We start from the raw sequence: 22,016 nt of genomic DNA, 5'->3' as shown, positions 1-22,016 counted from the left end.
GCCGCCATCGGCCCTGTCGTCGAACTATTAACATGGCAATCAAATAGCGCATCCTGATCGATTTGATTTTCGGCGGCACATCCCTGTCCCGCCATTCACCCATAATGAAAGCATGCCGGGCTAATATCTCGGGAAGAGTGCAAGGCATCGGCTATTTCATCGCAGCCTTTTCGCCTCTGGGTGCGGGGTTCATTCGCGACCTGACCGGCACCTTCTCGAGTGCATGGGCGTTCCTTGCCCTGGTGACAGTGGTTTTGATGGCTACCTGCCTGCGCTTCGACCCGGAGAGATACTCACAGGTAATCGTTAACTAATGCAGAAAAAGCGCATTATTCATCCTTCTCTGGCCAGGTCTATAGTGGTACGAGTCTCATCCAACAGGTCTCACTATGATCATGAGCCCGGACATGCAGCAGGGACGCTCATTACTGAAGCTGTTCGACTTGTTGTTCGATCAGGCACCGCTGATGGTTGATGGTTTCGACAAGGAAGGGCGTTGCATCCTCTGGAACCAGGAATGCGTCAGGGTCTTCGGCTGGTCAGCCGAAGAGATCAAGGCACATCCACATCCATTGGCTCTCTTCTACCCCGAGGAAGAACAATACAAGGACGTACTGGAAGGCATCGCTTCTGCCGATGGCGAGATGTTTCGGGAATGGTATCCCTCCACTCGGGATGGCAAACAGCTCACCACCATGTGGGCCAACATTCCCCTGCCCAGTGGCGATATGCTGTGCATAGGCCATGACCTCACCGAGCTGCGCCGGGCCGAGAACCAACAGCGCCTGGCGGCCAGCGTCTTTGCCTCCAGCTACGCAGGCATCATCATCACTGACGCGGACAACCGCATCTGCGACGTCAACCCCGCCTTTACTCGTCTCACGGGCTACTCTCGAACCGAGGTGATCGGTCAAAGCCCCTTGATGCTCGACTCGGGGAGCCATAGTCGGAGTCATTACACTCGAATCTGGCGCCACCTGATCAAGCACGGCGGCTGGAGAGGCGAGCTCTGGGGACGACGCCGCAACGGCGAGATATACCCTCAACATCTCTCCATGTCACTCGTCCGCGATGCCAGGGAACAGGTGCTCAATTGCACCATCATCTTCTCGGACATCACCGAATTGAAGCGCCACGAGAATGAGCTCAAGTACCAGGCCACCCATGACGCTCTGACCCGTTTACCGAATCGCCAGTACTTCTCCCAACACCTCGAGCGGGCACTTGATCGAGCGCGTCGGCATAACGGGCTGCTGGCCGTCTGCTATCTCGACCTGGATGGCTTCAAGCCGATCAACGACCGCTTTGGCCATGCCGCCGGCGACGATGTATTGGTTGCGATCACCAGGCGACTGCAGGGTGTCATTCGCGACAGCGATCTGCTGGCTCGATTGGGAGGCGATGAATTCGCCGTCCTGCTGGCCGATCTACATGATCACGGCGAGTGTCTACAGGCTGTCCAGCGCATGCAACAGACCCTCACTCAACCGATTGCCATCGGAGAATGTCTAGCATGCATCACCGTCAGCATCGGCATTACTCTGTATCCGCAGGACAATGCAAATGCCGATACTCTGCTGCGCCACGCCGATCAGGCCATGTACCGGGCCAAGAACAGCGGCAAGAACCGCTATCAACTGTTTGACCCCAGTCTGGGCCTGCCGGAACGCCGCCACCAGCAGCGAGTGGAAGCCGCCCTTGCCAATGACGAACTCACCCTCCATTACCAACCGAGAATCGACCTGGCCAGCGGAGACCTGTTGGGATTCGAGGCGCTGCTGCGTTGGCCACAGCCTCCGCATGGTCTGGTGATGCCCGTGGACATCCTGCCCATGGTGCAGGATCCTCAATTGGTCAGCAGCCTCGGCGAATGGGTAATCGAGCGGGTCCTGCGCCAATTGCGTCAGTGGCAGCAGCTCGGAGTCAGCCCACGAGTCAGCTTCAATATCAGTCTTCAACATCTGAGTCAGCCTGATTTCGGCGAACGCCTGGAAGGTATCCTGAGCCGTTATCCAGAATTGTCCCCGACCCGACTGGAACTGGAGTTCCGCTGCGAGGACTCAGCGGATGGCGCGGCCCCCGTGGCAAACTCGTTGGCCCACTGCCGAACTCTCGGTCTGAGCTTGGCGATGGATAACTTTGGAGCCGGTCACTCGTCGCTGGCACAGCTACTTGAGCTCCCGATCGATACACTGAAGATCGACAGGTGTTTCATCAAGGGACTGCTGAGCGATGAACGTAATGTCGTGGTGGTGGAAGGTGTCATGCAGATTGCCCGACGTCTCGGGCTCACTGTGGTCGCGGAAGGAGCCGAGTCCCCCGCCCATTGCCGACGGTTACAACAGCTGGGCTGTTACCGGGCCCAGGGCTATGGCATCGCCGCGCCGATGCCGGCAGAGCGAGCGCTGCAGTGGATGCAGCAATACCAATCCCCGGGCTGACTCACCTCGACACCCACGCCGGAGCACTTCTGCTCACTACCATGAGTCATGCGCGGGTACCGGCGGCCGCTGAAGTGCATCGAATTCTCCGTCCTCGATGCGCTACGATAGTACCCCAGCCCTTCACAAGATGTTTCCAGCACCATGTGGCATCAGACGACTCTACGCCTTGCGCCGCGTCCACGCGGTTTCCACCTGATCACCGACGACATCGTACGAGCGCTTCCAGCATTGGCAGAGGCACGTACCGGCCTGCTGCATGTGTTCATCCAGCACAGCTCGGCATCGCTGACCATCAATGAGCATGCCGACCCCACGGTACGTGAGGATTTCGAAAGCCACTTCAATCAGATGGTGCCGGAAGATGCGCCATACTATCGCCACACCTACGAAGGCAGCGACGATATGCCTGCCCATCTCAAGGCCAGCCTGCTGGGCTCCAGTGTCAGCATCCCGGTCACCGAGGGCCGCCTGGCACTGGGCACCTGGCAAGGAATCTACCTGTGTGAACACCGTGACCAGGGTGGCGCCCGCCAACTGGTGTTGACCCTGAATGGCGAGCGCAACCGCTGGCGGCCGGAAGATGGCGCACCGGATCCCTATCGGGCACGCTGACCGCGATCATTCCCCCGGCGTAAACGAGAAGCCGACAGCAATACGATTCCAGCCGTTGATGGTCACGATCAAGGCGCTCAGATTGACCTGTTCCTCGACACTGAAATGCTCCGCCAACTGGGCCTTCTGCGCTTCACTCGGAGCCTGGATGGCAAGCTGCGTCAGCGCCTCGGTCCAGGCCAGCGCCGCCCGCTCGCGCTCACTGAAACAGCGGGCCTCGTGCCACGCGGCCAGTTGCGCCAGACGATCCGGTGTCTCGCCGACACGCCGAGCATGCTCATCATGCATGTGCAGACAGAACGCACAGCCGTTGAGTTGTGAGCTGCGCAGCAGCACCAGACATACCAGGCGTTCATCGAACTTCCTGGTGCTGGCTTCGTACAGCTTGACCAGCGAACGGGTAATTTCAGGTTGCTGTGCGTAGAACTGTTCGCGACTGAGTTGTGTGGACATGGTCATGTCTCCTGACGATTTGACCAGGCCATACTCTCGTATCTCACTCAGTCAGGATTGTAGATTTGCGACCGTTTACGCCGCCGGTAGGCACCGGGGGTTTCGCCGACGGAACGCCGAAAACTGTGGGTGAAATGGGCCTGATCATGGAAGCCCGTGTCCATGGCAATATTGACGATAGGAGTCGTACCCTCGGCCAGTGCCTGACGCGCCGCCTTGAGGCGCCAGGCAAGTGCCAGTTGTCCCGGAGACATCCCCACCTGGCGGGAGAAGACGCGTTCGAGTCCGCGGCGGGTAATGCCCAGCTGATGTTGCCAGTCATCGACCGGTCCCTGCTGCCGGGCGAGAATCGGCAGTACCCGCTGCACGGTCTCGATGCCTGCTCCGTTGTCCCGCGCCACTCGAGACAGAAAATCGTCCAGGTACTGCAGGCGCTGGTATAGCCCTCGATACTCGGCCAGTTGCTCACTCAGCGTATCGAGCCATGACGGGCCGGCATCCAGTACCTCCATCAGGTCCCGCCCGCGTCGGCGAGCACTGGCCAGTTGCCAGGCTCCGCCGGGACGCAGACGCACGCCCATGGCATGATGCAGAACGCAGAAATGGTGCACAGCACTGGCCGGGCGACCATCCCAGCGTGCAGTGGGCCGGGGCGAATCCAGGCCATCAAGGCGCAGGGTTGTCCCGCCATCGGCGTAACCATAGGCTGTCACCGCCGACAACTGCTGGCCTTCGGCCAACCAGTAGAGATCGACCCAGGGCCGCAGTCCTGGTGATGGCAACCAACGGCGTACGCTGAGCTCCGGAAGCCTCAACGTCGGCAGTTCGACCAGTGGTGACGCACCATCCCCCATCATGAGTCCTTGCCCGTGGTTGCCATTGCCTCACTCCGGCATACCTGACCATTGCCGGTTTATGCCCGGATGCCGGAGTAGACACCGGTGGATGCTGCCGACGCCCGACCCACCTGGTGCATATGATGCTATCAGCATGGCACGGAAAGCTTTAAAAAATGCGCCACATCAGCTGCACCAGATGAATGACAGGCGTATACTTTGCTGCGCCGCACAGCCGGTTCCGTTCTTGTACCTGGCTGGCATTGGAATTCGCCTATTCGTGATGAGCTCCGCATTGCGTCGAGCCCCGTTTGCGCTGTTCTCGCCAGTCCCCTGACAAGTACCGGCCCGCACTTCCCCTGCCCGCCATTGTGCCACCGGGCAGGCGTCATTTTTCAGGATCAGACACCGCGATGGACAGCCCAGTATCGCTCATTCCGCCCCTCCTGGCCGCAATCTGCAGGCCAGCGACCATGGCGGGCGATGCTGCGTCTCATTGTCATGTCGCGATACCAGTGCCCTTCCTCCCAGCTTCTGCGCCAGGTCGCCCCGCGGCCGGCCACCCCGACTCATCCATTGACTCAGAGGCCTCCCACTAATGTCGGTGTACGCCACCCTATGCCTACTCGCCGCCATAGCGATGCTGATATCGCTGATCAACGACAGGATCGGCAAGTTCCAGACCACCATTGCCATCACCGCTGGCGCTCTAATACTGTCGTTGATTATTGTCATTGCCGGTCACGCCGGTTGGTTTGCACTGGACGAGAATGCGGCCCACTTCATCAATGAGTTGAATTTCGAGGATTTCCTGTTGAAGGGTATCCTCGGATTTCTGCTGTTTGCCGGTGCTCTGGGTATCAAGCTTCCCCACCTACGTGACCAGAAGTGGGAAATCGCCACCCTGGCGATGGGCAGCACGCTATTCTCGACCTTCTTTATCGGCTTCGCACTGTGGGGGCTGGTCACACTGCTGGGCATCGACTTTGACCTGATCTACTGCCTGTTGTTTGGAGCACTGATCTCGCCCACCGACCCTATTGCAGTTCTGGCCATCGTCAAGAAGATGAACGCGCCAAGACGCATTTCCACCCAGATCGAAGGCGAGTCACTGTTCAATGATGGCTTTGGTCTAGTGATCTTTGTCACCCTCTACTCACTGGCCTTCGGCGGAACCCAGCCAACAGTGATGAGCATCGGCCACCTGTTCCTGCAGGAAGCCGTGGGCGGCATTCTCTACGGCTTCCTGCTGGGCCAGCTGTGCCATTACCTGATTCGCCACACCGACAACCACTCCATGGAGTTGATGCTGACCATGCTGGTGCCCACCTCCGGCTATGTGTTTGCAGAGCTCATTGAAGTCTCCGGCCCGCTGGCCATGGTCGTGGCAGGCATCATTATCGGTAACCGTACTCGTCGCAAGGGCTTCTCCGAAGAAAGCCGACAGCACCTCGATCATTTCTGGGAACTGGTCGACGAATTCCTCAATGGCGTGCTGTTCCTGCTGATCGGTATGACCATGATGTCCTTCAGCTTCCATCCTGAGGACTGGGTGCTGATGCTGGCAGCCGTTCCACTGGTTCTGCTGTCCCGTTTCCTCAGCGTGCGTACCGCCTACGTCGGCTTTCACCGCTTTCGCCGCTACAACCCCTGGTCGGTGCCGATCCTTACCTGGGGGGGGCTACGTGGCGGACTGGCGCTGGCCATGGCAATGTCGATCCCCGCAGGCATCATGGTCATCCCGGACAAGGGTATCGATGTACGCGAGATTATCCTGGTGATGACCTATTCGGTGGTGGTGTTCTCGATTCTGATCCAGGGCTCCAGCATCACACCGATGATCCGTCGCGCCAAGACCTGGGAACAGGACAACTTCAGAAATCCCAAGCGTTAGGTAGAGCAGGACTGTCACGCCAGCGGCCCCGGTTTGACACCGGGGCCGCTGGCGTCAGGCACCAGGAATATCGAGGGCATGAGTCAACGCCTGGGGAGCGCCTTGATGAGCAGATTACGGGGCGTCAGTTCAGCAGCACAGAACTCGACCAGCTCAACCTCGAACCCGGCCTCTTCCAGCCACAACACACGATCGAGTACCAACCAGATTTCCAGAGGGCGCCGAAACAGGTGCCGTACCAGTTCCTGGCGGTTGGTGAGCCGCAATCGTTGCCACCCACGGCTCTCGTAGTGCGACCAATCGACCTCACCAGGGATCTCGATTCTCTTCTGCCCACCCGCCCAACGACAGAAGTCGGCGAACTGCTCGGGCATGCGCCCATAGGCCAGGCTCGGTACCGGCAGATAATCGTCACTCCCACGCAGCTCACGTTGCAGCTCATCAAACCCCAGCCGCCAGGCATTACCGCGTTCCCGTTTGCGCCTTTCACCTCTCGATGCTGTCACGGTTTCCTGTACCGCCAATGCCAGATGCTCCCGCGTCAGCCCAAGGCCCAGGTCACGGCTCAACATCTGTCCTTGTGACGACAAGGGGCGGTAGTACTCGGCCTGAGTCCGCTGATAACAGCATGGCGCCAGGGTGAGAGCTGTCCCCTTCTGGCGCACCAGTTCGATCAGCCGCACGTGCAGATCACCACAGGCATGCAATGCCGCCACCCCTCCTTGAGATGACAGCCAACATTCGACGTCAGGCTGCATGACATCCTGGCAGACCATCTCCACAGGCAACTGCTGGCGGTCGGCCAACTGCTGACCATCGCGACACAGGGCCGACTGCCACTCCAGCCCCACCACCGGCTGTTGGTGACAGCGAGCCATCAACCTGCCGAGGTGGCCCTTACCGGCACACCATTCCACCAGCCCGCCTTGCCGAGGCGCCGCGACATGAGGGACGAAAGCCACCATCTGCTGCCACTTGCGACCGCTGACATGCTGCGCCCAACGTTGCGGAAAGGAGCCATCGGCAACATCAGTGGCAGGTACCCCAATCAACTCCTGCAACTCCGCCACCGGTAACCAGGATGCCAACGGTGAGTCCCTGTAGGGCTCGTGCTGCAGGCGTTCACAATCACCGTCGTCAAGCTCCGCCAGTTCTGCGCTGATCGCCGTCACCCATTGTGACTCCTCGTCACTGCGGGGCTGCCAGGGTGAGCCACGGTGCGTGAAGGGTGCTGGTGCCCACAGCCATTGCCACTGCGCCAACAACTCGGTCAAACGAGTGAAGCGGTAGGCCCAAACTGATTCGGAAGTGGTACCGGTAGCCATACGGGAGTATCTGCCCACCAATGATGGATCGTTCGGCGTCATCTCGACACACTGTGGCGAGACGCTATTCTGAGTGCGCAGAGTATAAAGGTGGAAACGGATACTCACTATCGACCCGGCATGTTTTCATATCTGCTTGGATCAAGGTCCAGTACTCAGGAGGCACGGATGATACGCCTTGATTGTCGGGTTCATGGTAGGAGAGCTCATCGTTTGGCGACATTACGACAGACCATCACCAATGCCCTGCTCATGACCGCCGTGGTCAGCATGGCAACTCCCGTCACCGCACAGGACTGCGCCACGCCCGGCCAGTGGCTGACACCCGGCAATCAACACGCCGAGGCCCAGCCGCCGATGGGCTGGGATAGGCTGGCTCGTCAACGAGTCGTACTGCTGGGTGAGCAGCATGACCAGGCAGCTCACCACCGCTGGCAATTGAGCACCATCACCGCACTGCACTCCCGCCAGGCGGATATGGCCATCGGTCTGGAGATGCTGCCACGCAAGGTGCAACCGGCTCTGGACCAGTGGGTCGCCGGAGAACTGGATGAATCACAATTGCTCGACAGGACACAGTGGTATCGCTACTGGGGCCGCGATGCCGAGCGCTATCTGCCGATCCTGCGTTTCGCTCGTGACCACCGTCTGCCACTGATCGCGCTCAATGTCACGCCCGAGCAGCGCCGAGAACTGAGCGACCCCGCCAGCCACCAGTGGACGCTCGACCAACGCCACGGTGTACCGGTACCCCTCGCGGCCAGTGCCCGCTACCGGCAGCGGCTGATGGAGAGCTTTGAGCAACACAGCAGTGAACAGCTCAGCAGCCACATCAGTGAAGCCTTCATCCGCGCTCAACTGGTCTGGGACAGCTCCATGGCAGCGGCGCTGGCCAATGCCAGCCATCAACATTCGCTGGTGGTCGCGATACTCGGACTGGGGCATGTGCAATACGCCGATGGCGTCCCCCACCAGCTGACACGCTACGGCATCAGTGACGTCACCGGCCTGATGCCAATGGCTGCCGCTGACGCCTGCCTGGCACCAACCGGTGTCGCCGATGCGCTGTTCATCGCAGAGCCGGATGCACCTTCAGCGGACACACCTCGACTCGGCATCAACGTTGAGCGCACTCCTCAGCCCCTGGGGCCAGACCGCCTGGTCATCACTGCCATCTCCCCGGACAGCCCGGCACAATACGCGGGGCTGGAGGAAGGGGATCAAGTGGTAGCGATCGCTGGGCATGAAGTTCGGGATACGGCACAAGTCCGCGCCCTGATGGCGCGCAGCCTGCCCGGCAGCCTGATTCCGGTGGAAGTGCTTCGCGCTGGCGAGCGGCGACAGCAACTGGTGACCCTGCCTTCACCCAGTCCTTGAGTCGAGTTCAGCCAACCGACGGTCCAGCGCCTCGAGTTGGTGCTGACTGAATACCTCGACACCATTGGCGCGCAACAGAGCCGCGGTAACCCCCTCACCCTCGCGCCGAGTGCCGGTAAAATCGCCACTGTAGATGGTGGCGCTGCCACAGGAAGGACTGCCGTCAGTCAGCAATGCCAGGCGGCAACCGTGGCGCTTCGCCGCATGCAGGGCCAGGTGAGCTCCTCGCAGAAAGGCTTCGGTGGGGTCATCCTGCTCGATATCGACAATCCGCGCCCGGCCACTCAACACCTCGGCACCGCTGGCCTGCTGAATCTCGGCTGGGGGTCTTGGCGTGGGCAGACCGCCCGACACTTCAGGGCAGACCACTACCAGCCGCCCCTGCTGCTTCCAACGAGCCAGACGCTCATCTGCCAGCCATTTGTGCCCGGCGTCATAACGCACCGGATCTCCCATCAGACAGGCGCTGACCAGTATCCGAGCCAGTCCGGCGCCCTCGCTGGTTTCCGTGTTCATCTTCTCCCGTTCTCCTGGACCACCCACCCATCATCAAAGTAGATTTTCGCCTGCTTCTCACCGAGGGTGCCACAAGGCAGCTCTCATGCTAGCCTTGCCGGTCCAATTCCCCCAGGAGCTTCATCATGGTACAGGCAACTGCCCGTCATCTCCTCGTCGACACTGAAGATCAGTGCAACACTCTCAAGGCCGAAATCGAGAACGGTCGTGACTTCGCGGAAGTGGCTCGCGAGCACTCCAACTGCCCGTCCGGCCGCCAGGGCGGTGACCTGGGTAGCTTCGGCCCCGGTCAGATGGTTCGTGAATTCGACGAGGTCGTGTTCTCCGGCGAACTGAACAAGGTCCATGGCCCGGTCAAGACCCAGTTCGGCTATCACCTGCTGGAAATCACCAGCCGCGGCTGAGTGATCCGGCCCCGCACTGCATCCGGTGCGGGGCCGATGCCATCCTGCCCTGTCAACCCGTCGCCTCCCTTAACCGCCATCTGTTTTCACTAACTCGGTCTTCATTAACCTCGTTTGCATCAAGCTTGTTTTCATCAACCCCAGGCTTTCCTTATCCCGGCACCTGACTTCTTCCTGGAAGCTTCATCTCGAACGGCTATCCTTCCAACGAGTTGGGCTTCGGACCATTCGGGTTTCGAACAACTGGGCTGTGAATAGCCGTGGAACCGATTACATCACCATTCAGGAATTGACCATGCCGACAATGGATACCCCTCAACGTTATGGCACCCTGACTCGAGCGCTGCACTGGGTCGTCGCCATCCTGGTCATCTGGCAGTTGACCACCGCGACGGTCACCAGTCTGGCGGAAGACTCGGCCCTGGATGAAATACTCTGGGCTACTCACAAGCCCATCGGCTTCACGATTCTTGTTTTGATGGTGCTGCGTTTGAGCTGGGCGTTGATCAACCATGCCCGCCGCCCCGCCAGCGTCAGCCGTCTGGCAAGGCTGGGACATATTGTGTTGTATGGCCTGGTGTTGTTTATCCCGACCATCGCCCTGCTGCGCCAGTACGGCTCCGGACGCGCCTTCGAGCCCTTTGGCCTGCCGCTGATGGCTGGTTTCGAGAGTCCTGAGATCGAATGGATGATGACGCCAGCCAACCTTCTGCACGGCTGGCTTGGTTGGACACTGTTCGCACTGGCACTGGGCCATGTATTGATGACCTTGCATCACCGTTTCAGCCGCAGGACGGAAGATGTTTTGCCGCGTATGCTGGATGTGCCTCCGCGTCAATGAAGCATCTCAATGAGCCACTTCGGTGAACCACAGCGCCTTGCCCGCCAGCAGGACGTTGTCCCCCTGATATTCCAGGAGCGCTATCGTGCAGGAAGCCATGATCGAGATCGAAGGACTACGCAAGGTCTATTCCGGTGGATTCGAGGCCTTGAAAGGCGTCGACCTCAGTATTCGCCGTGGCGAGATCTTTGCCCTGCTCGGCCCCAACGGGGCAGGCAAGACCACACTGATCAGCGTGGTATGTGGGCTGGTCAACCCCAGCGCTGGTCAAGTACGGGTGGACGGCTACGATATCCTCGACGACTTCCGAGAGGCCCGCTCACGTATCGGCCTCGTGCCCCAGGAGTTGACCAACGAGGCATTCTCCACGGTATGGGATACGGTCAGCTTCAGTCGCGGCCTGTTCGGCAAGCCCAGAGACCCGGCTCACATCGAGAAGGTATTACGCTCGCTCAGCCTGTGGGACAAGCGCCGCAACCGTCTGATCACCCTCTCCGGCGGCATGAAGCGTCGGGTACTGATCGCCAAGGCTCTGGCCCACGAACCCGAAGTGCTGTTTCTGGATGAGCCCACCGCCGGTGTTGATGTAGAGCTGCGTCGCGACATGTGGGAAGTGGTGCGAGGACTGCGCGACAACGGTGTGACCATCATCCTGACCACCCACTACATCGAGGAAGCCGAAGAGATGGCCGACCGCATCGGTGTCATTCGCAGTGGCGAACTGGTGCTGGTCGAGGAAAAGCAGGAACTGATGCGCAGTCTGGGCAGCAAGGAGTTGACTCTGCACCTGCACGAACCGGTCACGGCGATACCCGATGTGCTGTCCAGATTCGATCTGCGCCTGGCCGAAGACGGCCATGCATTGATCTACAGCTACGATGCCACACGCGAAGACAGCAACCCCCGGGGTGGCATCGCCGACCTACTGGCCGAAGTGGAGTCCGCAGGGCTCGGCTTCAAGGATCTACATACCCGCCAGAGTTCACTGGAAGAAATCTTCGTCAATCTGGTCAGGGAGCGCACATGAACCTCACCGCCATCAAGACCATCTACATTGCCGAAATGGCACGAGCCATGCGTACCGTGGCGCAGAGTATCGTCTCACCGGTGTTGTCGACCTCGCTGTATTTCGTGGTCTTCGGCTCGGCCATCGGCTCACGCATCAGTCAAGTGAATGGCATCGAGTACGGCTCCTTTATCGTGCCGGGCCTGATCATGCTGATGCTGCTGACCCAGAGTGTGTCCAACGCCTCGTTCGGCATCTTCTTCCCGCGCTTCACCGGCTCTATCTACGAGGTTCTCTCGGCACCCATCACCCCGCTGGAGATCGTCATCGGCTTCGTCGGCGCAGCGGCCAGCAAATCGATCATTCTCGGCCTGATCGTGCTGGCCACCGCCAGCCTGTTCGTACCCTTCACCATCGCCCATCCTCTGATGATGCTGCTGTTCCTGGTACTGACGGCACTGACCTTCAGTCTGCTTGGTTTCATCATCGGCATCTGGGCGGACGGCTTCGAGAAACTGCAACTGGTGCCGCTGCTGATCATCACCCCGCTGACCTTTCTCGGCGGCACCTTCTACTCCATCGATATGTTGCCCCCGGTGTGGCAGACCGTGACCCTGTTCAACCCCGTGGTCTATCTAGTGTCCGGCTTCCGCTGGAGCTTCTACGGTATGGGAGATGTCAGTATCTGGGTAAGTCTCGGCATGATCACTCTGTTCATGGCCATCTGTCTGGTGATCGTCCAGGCGATATTCCGCAGTGGCTATCGCTTGAAGCCGTAACACTACCTTGGCCAGGGGGATCGATCAGCGAGCAGTCACACAATACCAATCAAGGCTTTCGCCTTGCGTCGGATCTCTGATAGTTCCGCTGGTGTGACTCCCCCCTTGCGTCGCGCTCCACGAATGCGCCAGTCAAGACTCTTGAGCTGATCTGCCAGCACCACGCTATCACCACATGAGAGAACGACTTCGAACGGATATCCCTTCACTCGAGTTGTCATCGGACAACACACCATCAGCCCAGTCCGGCCATTGTAGCTGGCTGGGCTCAACACAACAGCAGGACGGTGCCCCGCATGCTCGTTTCCTGCCTGAGGATTGAACTGCAGCCAGACAATGTCTCCCGCGTCAGGAACAAACTGACCAGACATCAAGACACCTCACGCCCAACAGGCGTTCCGGTATCCACCTCTTCATGAAGATTATCGTCACGGATTCCCGCGACCAGGCTATCCAGGTCATAGTCTTCACGAACCGGCTCGATCACAATCCGGCCATCTTCCACACGAACTTCAACCGGGCAGTCAAGGTGAAGATCGCAGGCCTGCATGATAGAGGTCGGGATCCGTACTGAGGCGCTATTCCCCCACTGCTTGATATGTGCACGCATGCTCAACAACCTCCTTGCGTTTGTATCTACAACGTAGATACCAGTACAGCAACTATAGTACCCACCAATACCCGTTGCAACAATGTAGATACAGCACAGTACCTGCCGCCTCCCATTGTTGTTGCCCGTTGTTGTCGACATTCGCAGAGACTCATCGGAATAACACTGTCAGTGCGGTATCATCGGCGGCCGTTCCAGCGGCTTTACGATGAGGGTTCCATGCCGATCAACGCCTGTGTCATCCAGCGTCTCGACAAGTCCGATAGCGACACGCCAGCGCGTCAGATTCCCGCTACCGACCTGCATCCGCCCACCGAGGCGCTGGAAGGACTGATTCAGCGCCTCGGTGATGCCTATCACGGCAAGTCGAAGCGCTGGGGCCGTTTCCGGGATGCGTCAGCCACTTCGACCGATCAGGCCAGCAGCGATGACGACACGCCGCCGTGGCAGGATGATGAAGGCGACAACGAGGCCTCTGGTGATGCTCCGAAACTGGTGATCAACAGCCGCTTCCCCACCGACCTGGAAGCCTTCGTTGCCGGCAATGGCGACCTGCTCAGTCTGGCCAATGGCTTCGCTGAACAACTGGCGCGGGTGATCGATGCACACCTGCCGGTAGGCGGGCACTTCATCATGGTCGACCAACAACAGGGCGAAACCCGCACCCTGCTCATGGTACTGGTGCATCACCGCGACGGCTTCGTTATCGACGGCGATCAGCGTGTGGCGATCAGTGGCCAGATCAACCACACCCAGATGTCTCTGGCCGCGCGCATCAATCTGAGCCAGTGGCAACAGGGCGGCGAGTCCAGTCAGTATCTATCACTGCTCGCGGATCGTGGCGGGCGCAAGCTGGCTGATGACATGCAGGCATTACTGGGCGCCTCGGATGGCGTCGATCCAAAGAGCGAGACCCGCACCCTGCTCAAGGCCTTCAGTGATTATGTCGAAAGCGAGGATATGGCCGAGGAAGCTTCGCGGGAAAAGACCGATGCGTTGATCGACTACGCCAATGACCAGGCCAGCCGTGGCGAGGCCATCACTCTGGACGAGCTGTCTGCGCTGGTCGATGAAGACAACCCCCGCGCCTTCTTCGATCACATCCGCAATGCCGACTATGGCCTGTCGCCAGAGATCCCACCGGACAAGCGCACCCTGAACCAGTTCCGCCGCTTCACTGGCCGTGCCGAAGGTGTCTCGATCAGCTTCGACTCCCACCTGTTGGGCAACAGCATTGAGTACGACGCCGAGCGCGATCGACTGATCATCAAGAAACTGCCCAACAAACTGAAAGAACAGTTGCAGAGCAAGTAACCCACCAGACGACTGCTACTGACTCGTAGCTCGTAGCTCGCGACCCACATGGACGTGGGAAGTGTGCATGTTCGTCGGGAACGAACATGTGCCAGTTCGTAGCCAAGAATCTACACCTCGACAACCAGCTCCAGACATGGCGCAATCTCGGGCACCTCGTCGGGGTATCCGCCAGGATTACACAGCACTCGGGTGCCGTGAACCGACAGGTCCACGGCATCGTGCACATGGCCATGAACCCATAGTGCCGCGGAGCCCATGAGCGACTCCAGATTCGAAGCAAAAGCCGGCGACAGGACGTCACCGCGATAGCGTGGCGGGATGCAGTCAGGCAAGGGAGCATGGTGAGTGATGACCACGCGAGGCCCCGGGCACGGGCGCGCCAGCTCCTCCGCCAACCAGGCCACCGCCTCGCGATGCAGCCGCACACTCTCTTCCGGGGCAAATACCTCGCCATCCGGCTGCTCGATGAGAGAATAGTCGGGCATCATCCTCAGCGCTGCCGATACTGTTGCCAAGGGAATGGTTTCCAGGGGGATCGTCTCGAGAGGGTTGGTCTCGAAGGGAGTACTCCCAGGAGGAATGTCTTCACGATCCTGATGTGTGCGCGAACCGTACAGGGCAAAGTCGGTCCACAATGTAGTGCCCAGGAAGCGTACGCCCTGCAGCTCGACACTGTCGTTGTCGAGCAGATGGATACCGAGCTGTGCTGCGCGCTGTCGCATTGCCGCTCGAAGCGCTGTCATGCGCTGCTGATAGAACTCATGATTACCCGGCACGTAGAGCACCGGCGTCCCGGCAAAACGACGGGCGGCCCACTCGAGCCCCGCCAGGCCAACGCCAATATCACCTGCCAGGATCACCGCATCGGCGGCAACCTCAGGCAATTCACGACCCTGGCGGAAATGCTCCAGATGCAGGTCAGACAGTACTCGCAGCCGCATGATGCTCTCCCATCAGCGCATCATCTCGCCATCCCATCATTCCTATCATCATGCGACGCGAGAACTCATTGCCAGCTTGACACCCAGCGCAACGAAGAGCGCGCCGAGGCCTCGCTCGCACCACACGCCCAGGCGTGAGCTCCCGCGCAAGGTCTTGGCAATCCGTGCTCCGGCCATCACCAATGGTGGTTCGATAATGGCGGCAACCGCAATGATCAGCATGCCATGCAGGGCAAGCTGAAGGCTGACCGGCCCGGCGCCGGGTACGACAAACTGCGGCAGAAAGGCGAGAAAGAAGATCGCCACCTTGGGATTGAGCAACGAAATCATGATGCCCTGACGAAAGATATCCCGCCGGCGACACTGCGCCACCTCGCGGGTTGCTTCCCCGCTCTCGGCCGGACGCGCCAACAGCGCCTGGATCCCCAGCCACACCAGATAGGCAGCGCCTATCCACTTGACTACCGAAAACGCCAGTGCCGAAGTCATCAGGACTGCCGATAGGCCCAGCGCCGCCATGGCGACATGAACCGTCGCCCCACTCCAGACCCCGAACATGGCCGCAAAGCCACCGCGTTTTCCGTGGCGTGCCGTCTGCCCGAGAATAAAGGCCATATCCGGCCCCGGGGAAAGATTCAGCAATACCGCTGCAGTGGTGAAGGCTGTCCAGTGCGCCAGGGAGTACTCGAACATCGTCAGGTCCTGAGGAGTGGGGAAAGAAGCGTTTCATTCGACTGTCTACCCCAGATTATGGCGACCCATGGACAAAGTCCATCACCCGGACTCGTCGAGTGTAAAGCTCCCGGTGCCTAACGCACTCAATGTCCAACGCTCCCAGTGCCCACGGCCGTTAGACCAACAGATCGAGAGCACTGCAATATCGAGTGACCATCAGAGTGCGTCGCGAGCCTTGCCGCGCTGCACACGCAGAATATCTGCCATCACCGACAGCGCGATCTCTGCGGGTGTCTTGCTGCCCAGGTCCAGACCAATCGGCATATGCAATCGCGCGATGTCGCGTTCACTCAAGCCACCGGAGCGTTGGAGCCGTTCAGCCCTCGCTTGGGAAGTTCGCCATGACCCCATCACACCGATGTAGAAGGCCGGGGTGCGTACCGCCTCGATCATCGCCAGGTCATCGATACGGGGATCATGAGTAAGCGCCACGATGGCGGTAGCAGCATGGCAGTGCCCCGCTGCGATAAATGCCGACGGTAATTCGGGGCGAACTTCAACACCCTCGACATGGAACCCCGCCAGTGCCTCCTCGCGGGGATCGCAGACGAACACCTCGAACCCCAGTCCTCGGGCAAACTGAGCACAAGCCTCCGAAACGGGTGAGATACCCGCAATCACCAGGCGAGCGGCTGGTGTCATGCGTATTTGCGCGGCACCACTTTCGGCTTCCAGCACTACCCGAGGTCCGATGCCATCGTCCTCCACAAAGTGACGAGTACCATTGACCAGGTCGACTCGACGCGCCAGCGGGCGCTGCCCCTTCAACGTGGCCAGCACGACGTCCAGATGCACCAGGCTATCAGCATCCGGCACCACGCGCTCGATCAGGACGTCGAGAATGCCACCACAGGGGAGCGTGATTCCCGTACCATCAGCGCGTTCCTCTCCGTAACGCAATGTAGTGACCGGCCTGGCGAATTCGCCCTCGGCCAGCCTCGCAAGGAAGTCGTCCTCGACGCACCCTCCCGACAGCGACCCGACATGGCGGCCATCGCGGTGCACCACCAGCAACGAGCCGGGAGCACGAGGCGAGGAGCCATAGGTCGCCAGCACGGTGCACAACCACAGCGTCTCGCCTTCCCGCGCCCAGGCCAGTGCCTGCTCGATAACACGTACGTCCAGATGCTGCATGCTCAGCTCGCCAATTGATCAGCGATGGGTAGTCGACGAATGCGCTTGCCGGTGGCGGCGAAGATGGCATTGGTCACCGCGGGGGCCAGAGGCGGTACAGGCGGCTCACCAATCCCCGACGGTGCTTCCACCGAGGTTACGATGTGAACCTCGATGGCCGGCATCGCACCGATACGCAGTGGCTGATAGTCATGGAAGTTGGACTGTTCCACTCGTCCCTCCGTCAAACGGATCTCACCGTACAGCGCAGCCGTCAGGGCAAAGCCGATGCTGCCCTCCACCTGGGCCTTCACCACATCAGGGTTGACCGCGATACCGCAGTCCACGGCGCAGACCACCCGATCCACACGTACATTGCCGTTGCTCTGGACAGTGACCTCAGCCACCTGGGCGACCCAGGAATTGAAGGACTCATGTACCGCCACTCCTCGCCCGCGCAGCGCACCTTCATCATCGGCATCCGCCAGAGGCTGCCCCCATCCGGCCCTCTCCGCCGCCAGCTCGAGGACTCCAGCATGACGAGGGTGGTCCGCCAACATCTCGAGACGCCAGGCAACGGGGTCCTTCTCCGCTTCGCTTGCCAACTCGTCAATGAAACATTCTGTCGAGAATGCCGTGTGTGACGACCCAACCGACCGCCACCACTGAACCGGCACACCGATATCACTCGGGGTATGCAGCTCGACCTGAAAGTTGGCAATGGCATAAGGCAGGTTGCTGGCCCCCTCTACCGAGGTCGGATCAATACCGTCCTGAATCATCGCCTCGAAGGGAGAACCCTCGGCGACAGACTGCCCGACCAGGCGATGGCGCCATGCCACCAATTGTCCCTGTTCATCCAGCCCCGCCCACAGGCGGTGATGGAACAGCGGGCGATAGTTACCCGCGCGCATGTCATCCTCACGCAACCACACCAGCTTGACCGGCACGCGACCATCGATCGCCTTGACGATATGCGCTGCCTCGACAATATAGTCGGCCCCCTTGGCGGCTCGGCGCCCGAAGCTGCCCCCCGCATAGAGGGTGTTGATACGCACCTGCTCCGGTGACAGATCGAACAATTCAGCCAGAACGCTCTGATCATAGGTCTGCATCTGGTCACCGTTCCAGACCTCACAACCCTCTTCGGAGAGCTGGATGACACAATTCAACGGCTCCATGGCCGCATGGGCCAGATACGGCAGGTCATATGCCGCCTCCAATGTATGCTCGGTCTCGGCAAGCACTGCATCGGCGTCACCGCGCTGTTCCGCGACGGTCCCCGCTGACTCGGCCAGCTCACGATAGCGCTCAAAAATCTCCTCCGTGCCCAACGTGAAGGCCCCGCTTTCGTCCCATTCGATACTCAGCGCCTCGCGACCCTGACGAGCGCTCCAGGTATCCTTCGCCAGCACAGCGACACCACTGGGGATCTCGACAACCTCAACCACGCCCTTGACCTGCCTGGCCTCGGCATCATCAAAGCTGCTCAGCCTGGCACCAAACCGCGGAGGATGAGCCACGACGGCGGTAAGCATGTCGGGTAGATGGATATCCTGTGTGAACATCGCCTGACCAGTCGTCTTGTCGGGGCTGTCCTGGCGCTGGATATGGCGGCCTATCAAGGTGAAGTTGGCAGGCTCCTTGAGCGTCACCTCATCGGGAACCGGCAACTCGGCCGCAGCTCTGGCAAGCTCTCCAAGACTCGCCTCATTGCCTGAGGCCTCATGCTTGACGACTCCCGACTCGACCACGATCTCTGCGGCCGAAACCTCCCACTGTTGTGCCGCTGCAGCGACCAGCATGGCGCGCGCCGTGGCACCGGCTTCGCGCAACTGTTGCCAGGAGTTGGCAATGGCACTGCTGCCACCGGTCCCCTGATTCGGGCCCCAGTGAAGGTTGTTGTAACGACTGGCATCGGCGGGCGCACTTTCGACCTGCACCTGTGACCAGTCGGCATCCAGCTCCTCCGCCACGATGGTGGCCAATCCTGTATAGGTGCCCTGCCCCATCTCCAGATGCTTGGCAATCACGGTGACCTTGTTGTCCTCGTCGATGCGCAGGAAGGCATTGGGTTCGAAGGCCTGGCTATCGCCATCCTCAGTGCTTCCACTGGACTCCGCGGCTGCGGCCATCTGCCAGGGGAAATACAGCGCCAGCGTGAGTCCCGCCGAGCCCTTGAGAAACCGGCGTCGACTGGCATTCTCGATGTATCGCGTCATGATGTCTCCTCAGGCCAGTGACTCGGCCGCCGCATGGATCGCGGCGCGAATGCGCACATAGGTGGCACAGCGACAGACGTTGCCGCCCATGGCGTTATCAATGTCCTCATCCGAAGGCGTGCGGTTCTCTTCCAGCAACGCCACCGCACTCATGATCTGGCCGGACTGACAGTAGCCACACTGCACCACATCCAGGCGTTGCCAGGCCTGCTGTACTGCCTCGCCAACCGAGCTGTCGCCAACGCTTTCGATGGTTACGATTTCACCATCAACGGCGGCAGATACCGGAAGCGTACAGGTACGGACCGCCTGGCCATCAAGATGGACCGTGCAGGCACCACACAGCGACATGCCACAACCAAACTTGGTGCCGGTGAGCTGGAGCGTATCGCGCAGGACCCATAACAAGGGCGTATCGGGTTCCACATCGGCCTGAACTGTCTGGCCGTTCACATTGAGTGTGACCATCTTCCCCTCCTCCTGATGCGAAATCCGGTGACAGCACTCATCCGGGACCGACGATGAGTCCGCCCCTCAAGACCGCCACTTCTGGATGTAATACACCTTAGCAGTCACCTCTCCAGGCGATTACTGCAGAAAAGACGCATACCGTCATGAGCTCGATTCATGAGTACGTCGTGGGCGTATGCGAACCTTGGCTACCTCGAAGCATAGACGTCACACTCCATAGCAGGCCGTGAATCATGGCTGGGTATGAAACAAGACTGGGTATGAAACAGGACTGAAACCAGGCAGGCTCAAGGCGTCCACCTGTTCTATGATTGGATTCCTGACAGAGCATGAATCAATGAACGCGAACTAATGAAACAGGTTCATCAATGACTCGCGAGAACTTCAATGACCTCCATGCATTCCTGATCGTGGCAGAGAAAGGCAGTTTCACCCGGGCCGCTGCCGAAATCGGCGTCTCCCAATCGGCACTGAGTCACACCATCCGTGGCCTGGAGGAAAGAGTCGGTATCCGCCTGCTGACCCGCACCACGCGCAGTGTTTCCCCCACCGAGGCTGGTGAACGCTTGATTCGTACCATCGATCCCGGCTTTGCGGAGATCCAGGCAGGACTCACCGCGCTGAGTGAATTGCGCGATCGACCCGCCGGCACCATACGCATCGCCACCAGCAGTCACGCCGCCGAGAGTATTCTGCTACCTGGGCTACAGCCCCTGCTCGCCGAGTATCCCGACATCAACGTCGAGATCAACATCGATAACGGTCTCACCAATATTGTCGCCGAGCGCTTCGATGCCGGAGTGCGGATCGGCGAGCAAGTGGAGCGCGATATGATCGCGACTCGGATCGGTCCGGACATACGCCTGGTAGCAGTAGCCAGCCCGGGTTACTTCTCCCGACACCCGATACCGCAAACGCCTCACGACCTGACTCGACACAACTGCATCAACATGCGATTCCAGGCCTCTGGAGCCCTGTATACCTGGGAGTTCGAGAAGGATGGGCATGAGATGAAGGTGAAGACCGACGGGCAACTGACGGTCAATGACCCTCAGCAGATTGTGGCCGCCGCATTATCGGGGCTCGGTCTGGCGTTCATACTGGAGGATATGGTCCACCAGCACATCGCTTCCGGGCGCCTGATCCAGGTCCTCGACGACTGGTGCGCCCCCTTTCCGGGTTTCCACCTCTATTATCCCAACCGACGCCAATCCTCTCCGGCTTTCTCACTGCTGGTGGAAACGCTCCGCTACCGCGGCCCGCAAGAGGCAACCTCATGATCGTCAACAACAGGCATGAAGGGTCTGCATCTCACCATGAGGAAGTCGTGGGTGTGGTGCTGGCCGCGGGCTTCTCGCACCGCTTCGGGCCACAGGACAAACGACTCGCCCCTTTGCCTGACGGGCAGCTGCTTTTGGCGAGCATCGTGTCACAAGCCAGCAAGGCATTTACACCGCTCCGCGTCGTGCTGCGCAGTGATGATGAAACCGCTGCTCTTGGCCTCCCTCATGCAACACCAGTTCTGCGTGTGCACAATGCCGAGGCCGGTCTGGGGGCCAGCCTGGCCGAAGCCATTGGCCTGCTCGAGAAGGACGACGCGCTACGTCAAGTCAACGCCGCGGCCATTCTGCTCGGTGATATGCCCAGCATACGGCTCGAGACATTTCACATGCTGCAGCGTCAGGCGGGGCAATCGCGCATTGTTCGCCCTTCCCACGCTGGGCGCCCCGGTCACCCGGTGATCATCGGCCGCGATTTCTGGCCCGAACTGCGCGCATTGCAGGGCGATGAAGGAGGAAAGAGTGTCATTCAGCGCCATCGTGACCGGTATCACGAGATACTCGTCGACGATGTCGGTATTCATGTCGATATCGATCTACTCGAGGATCTGCTCAAGCCTCGAATGCCACTTCCATGATTGGATCTCTGTCGTTACTACCTGAACCTCGCACAGACAGAAAAAAATCAGGAAGCGAGATGAGAAAATGCATCATGAAATAGCATAGAATTTCACCAAACAATCACATGACTCGGAATTATCGAGGCTTGAAATAAACTCTATTCACTGTGCTGATACACGCCCCCATATCAGGACCGAGCATCGCTGGAAACCCGTTTTT

The 22,016-nt window shown here is 59.8% G+C and carries 22 protein-coding genes; 11 read left to right on the top strand and 11 right to left on the bottom strand.

Annotated elements, in window-relative coordinates; genetic code table 11:
* The first annotated feature begins 407 nt into the window (after positions 1-407).
* Together BUE38_RS02230 and BUE38_RS02225 are read left to right on the top strand one after the other, a co-directional pair.
* Complete coding sequence (locus tag BUE38_RS02230; protein ID WP_073433381.1) at positions 408-2,441, top strand: sensor domain-containing protein; 2,034 nt, start codon at positions 408-410, stop codon at positions 2,439-2,441.
* Positions 2,442-2,585: 144 nt separating this feature from the next.
* Positions 2,586-3,056, top strand: a complete 471-nt coding sequence (locus tag BUE38_RS02225; protein WP_073433380.1) for a secondary thiamine-phosphate synthase enzyme YjbQ — start codon at positions 2,586-2,588, stop codon at positions 3,054-3,056.
* A gap of 6 nt (positions 3,057-3,062) precedes the next feature.
* Here BUE38_RS02225 and BUE38_RS02220 read toward each other — a convergent pair whose 3' ends face one another.
* Together BUE38_RS02220 and BUE38_RS02215 are read right to left on the bottom strand one after the other, a co-directional pair.
* Entirely contained in the window at positions 3,063-3,509 is a 447-nt protein-coding gene (locus BUE38_RS02220; protein ID WP_073433379.1) for a carboxymuconolactone decarboxylase family protein, read from the bottom strand.
* A gap of 47 nt (positions 3,510-3,556) precedes the next feature.
* Positions 3,557-4,366 carry a helix-turn-helix transcriptional regulator gene (locus tag BUE38_RS02215; RefSeq protein WP_084541664.1) on the bottom strand — a complete coding sequence of 270 codons (810 nt, stop codon included), beginning with the start codon at positions 4,364-4,366 and terminating at the stop codon, positions 3,557-3,559.
* Between the two features lie 577 nt (positions 4,367-4,943).
* Between BUE38_RS02215 and BUE38_RS02210 the strand changes: the two genes are divergently transcribed.
* On the top strand, positions 4,944-6,239 hold the full coding sequence (locus BUE38_RS02210) for a cation:proton antiporter (RefSeq protein WP_073433377.1): 1,296 nt from the start codon (positions 4,944-4,946) through the stop codon (positions 6,237-6,239).
* A gap of 83 nt (positions 6,240-6,322) precedes the next feature.
* Here BUE38_RS02210 and BUE38_RS02205 read toward each other — a convergent pair whose 3' ends face one another.
* Positions 6,323-7,564 carry a methyltransferase gene (locus tag BUE38_RS02205; protein ID WP_073433376.1) on the bottom strand — a complete coding sequence of 414 codons (1,242 nt, stop codon included), beginning with the start codon at positions 7,562-7,564 and terminating at the stop codon, positions 6,323-6,325.
* Between the two features lie 213 nt (positions 7,565-7,777).
* Between BUE38_RS02205 and BUE38_RS02200 the strand changes: the two genes are divergently transcribed.
* Positions 7,778-8,941, top strand: a complete 1,164-nt coding sequence (locus tag BUE38_RS02200) for a ChaN family lipoprotein (RefSeq protein ID WP_159438835.1) — start codon at positions 7,778-7,780, stop codon at positions 8,939-8,941.
* Here BUE38_RS02200 and BUE38_RS02195 read toward each other — a convergent pair.
* Entirely contained in the window at positions 8,927-9,457 is a 531-nt protein-coding gene (locus BUE38_RS02195) for a 2-thiouracil desulfurase family protein (protein WP_073433375.1), read from the bottom strand. The two genes, BUE38_RS02200 and BUE38_RS02195, sit on opposite strands and share 15 nt — an antisense overlap.
* 125 nt (positions 9,458-9,582) lie before the next feature.
* Here BUE38_RS02195 and BUE38_RS02190 point away from each other — a divergent pair, with 125 nt between their 5' ends.
* The 4 genes from BUE38_RS02190 (at position 9,583) to BUE38_RS02175 (ending at position 12,487) form a co-directional block, all read left to right on the top strand.
* Positions 9,583-9,861, top strand: a complete 279-nt coding sequence (locus tag BUE38_RS02190) for a peptidylprolyl isomerase (RefSeq protein ID WP_073433374.1) — start codon at positions 9,583-9,585, stop codon at positions 9,859-9,861.
* A 295-nt stretch (positions 9,862-10,156) separates the two neighbouring features.
* Entirely contained in the window at positions 10,157-10,702 is a 546-nt protein-coding gene (locus BUE38_RS02185) for a cytochrome b (RefSeq protein ID WP_073433373.1), read from the top strand.
* Between the two features lie 97 nt (positions 10,703-10,799).
* Positions 10,800-11,729: an ABC transporter ATP-binding protein gene (locus BUE38_RS02180; RefSeq protein ID WP_143166189.1), complete on the top strand. Its 930-nt coding sequence runs from the start codon at positions 10,800-10,802 to the stop codon at positions 11,727-11,729.
* Positions 11,726-12,487: an ABC transporter permease gene (locus BUE38_RS02175; protein ID WP_073433371.1), complete on the top strand. Its 762-nt coding sequence runs from the start codon at positions 11,726-11,728 to the stop codon at positions 12,485-12,487. Before BUE38_RS02180 ends, BUE38_RS02175 begins: the two co-directional genes overlap by 4 nt.
* A 35-nt stretch (positions 12,488-12,522) precedes the next feature.
* On the opposite strand, the gene mazF is transcribed toward BUE38_RS02175, so the two are convergent.
* Together mazF and BUE38_RS02165 are read right to left on the bottom strand one after the other, a co-directional pair.
* Positions 12,523-12,858: an endoribonuclease MazF gene (gene mazF / locus BUE38_RS02170; RefSeq protein ID WP_073433370.1), complete on the bottom strand. Its 336-nt coding sequence runs from the start codon at positions 12,856-12,858 to the stop codon at positions 12,523-12,525.
* A complete protein-coding gene (locus tag BUE38_RS02165; RefSeq protein ID WP_073433369.1) occupies positions 12,858-13,097 on the bottom strand; it encodes an AbrB/MazE/SpoVT family DNA-binding domain-containing protein in 240 nt (79 codons plus the stop codon). The genes mazF and BUE38_RS02165 overlap by 1 nt, the downstream gene beginning before the upstream one ends.
* A gap of 219 nt (positions 13,098-13,316) precedes the next feature.
* On the opposite strand from BUE38_RS02165, the gene BUE38_RS02160 reads away from it, so the two are divergent.
* A complete protein-coding gene (locus BUE38_RS02160) occupies positions 13,317-14,411 on the top strand; it encodes a nucleoid-associated protein (protein ID WP_073433368.1) in 1,095 nt (364 codons plus the stop codon).
* A 110-nt stretch (positions 14,412-14,521) separates the two neighbouring features.
* Here BUE38_RS02160 and BUE38_RS02155 read toward each other — a convergent pair whose 3' ends face one another.
* The 5 genes from BUE38_RS02155 to BUE38_RS02135 form a co-directional block, all read right to left on the bottom strand.
* Entirely contained in the window at positions 14,522-15,355 is an 834-nt protein-coding gene (locus BUE38_RS02155) for a metallophosphoesterase family protein (protein WP_073433367.1), read from the bottom strand.
* Positions 15,356-15,403: 48 nt separating this feature from the next.
* Entirely contained in the window at positions 15,404-16,048 is a 645-nt protein-coding gene (locus BUE38_RS02150) for a LysE family translocator (protein ID WP_073433366.1), read from the bottom strand.
* Between the two features lie 198 nt (positions 16,049-16,246).
* Positions 16,247-17,224 (bottom strand): XdhC family protein, encoded by a 978-nt coding sequence (locus BUE38_RS02145; protein WP_073433365.1) that lies wholly within the window; start codon positions 17,222-17,224, stop codon positions 16,247-16,249.
* 2 nt (positions 17,225-17,226) lie between these two features.
* Positions 17,227-19,425 carry a xanthine dehydrogenase family protein molybdopterin-binding subunit gene (locus tag BUE38_RS02140; RefSeq protein ID WP_073433364.1) on the bottom strand — a complete coding sequence of 733 codons (2,199 nt, stop codon included), beginning with the start codon at positions 19,423-19,425 and terminating at the stop codon, positions 17,227-17,229.
* A 9-nt stretch (positions 19,426-19,434) separates the two neighbouring features.
* Positions 19,435-19,893, bottom strand: coding sequence for a (2Fe-2S)-binding protein (locus BUE38_RS02135; protein WP_073433363.1), 459 nt, complete (start codon positions 19,891-19,893; stop codon positions 19,435-19,437).
* A 371-nt stretch (positions 19,894-20,264) separates the two neighbouring features.
* Here BUE38_RS02135 and BUE38_RS02130 point away from each other — a divergent pair, with 371 nt between their 5' ends.
* Positions 20,265-21,176, top strand: coding sequence for a LysR family transcriptional regulator (locus BUE38_RS02130; RefSeq protein WP_073433362.1), 912 nt, complete (start codon positions 20,265-20,267; stop codon positions 21,174-21,176).
* Positions 21,173-21,814, top strand: a complete 642-nt coding sequence (locus tag BUE38_RS02125; protein WP_073433361.1) for a nucleotidyltransferase family protein — start codon at positions 21,173-21,175, stop codon at positions 21,812-21,814. Before BUE38_RS02130 ends, BUE38_RS02125 begins: the two co-directional genes overlap by 4 nt.
* Positions 21,815-22,016: the final 202 nt, after the last annotated feature.

Origin of the sequence: Halomonas cupida (assembly GCF_900142755.1) — a bacterium.
GTDB classification, from domain to species: Bacteria; Pseudomonadota; Gammaproteobacteria; order Pseudomonadales; family Halomonadaceae; genus Halomonas; species Halomonas cupida.
This window is presented reverse-complemented; position numbering and strand designations above follow the sequence as displayed.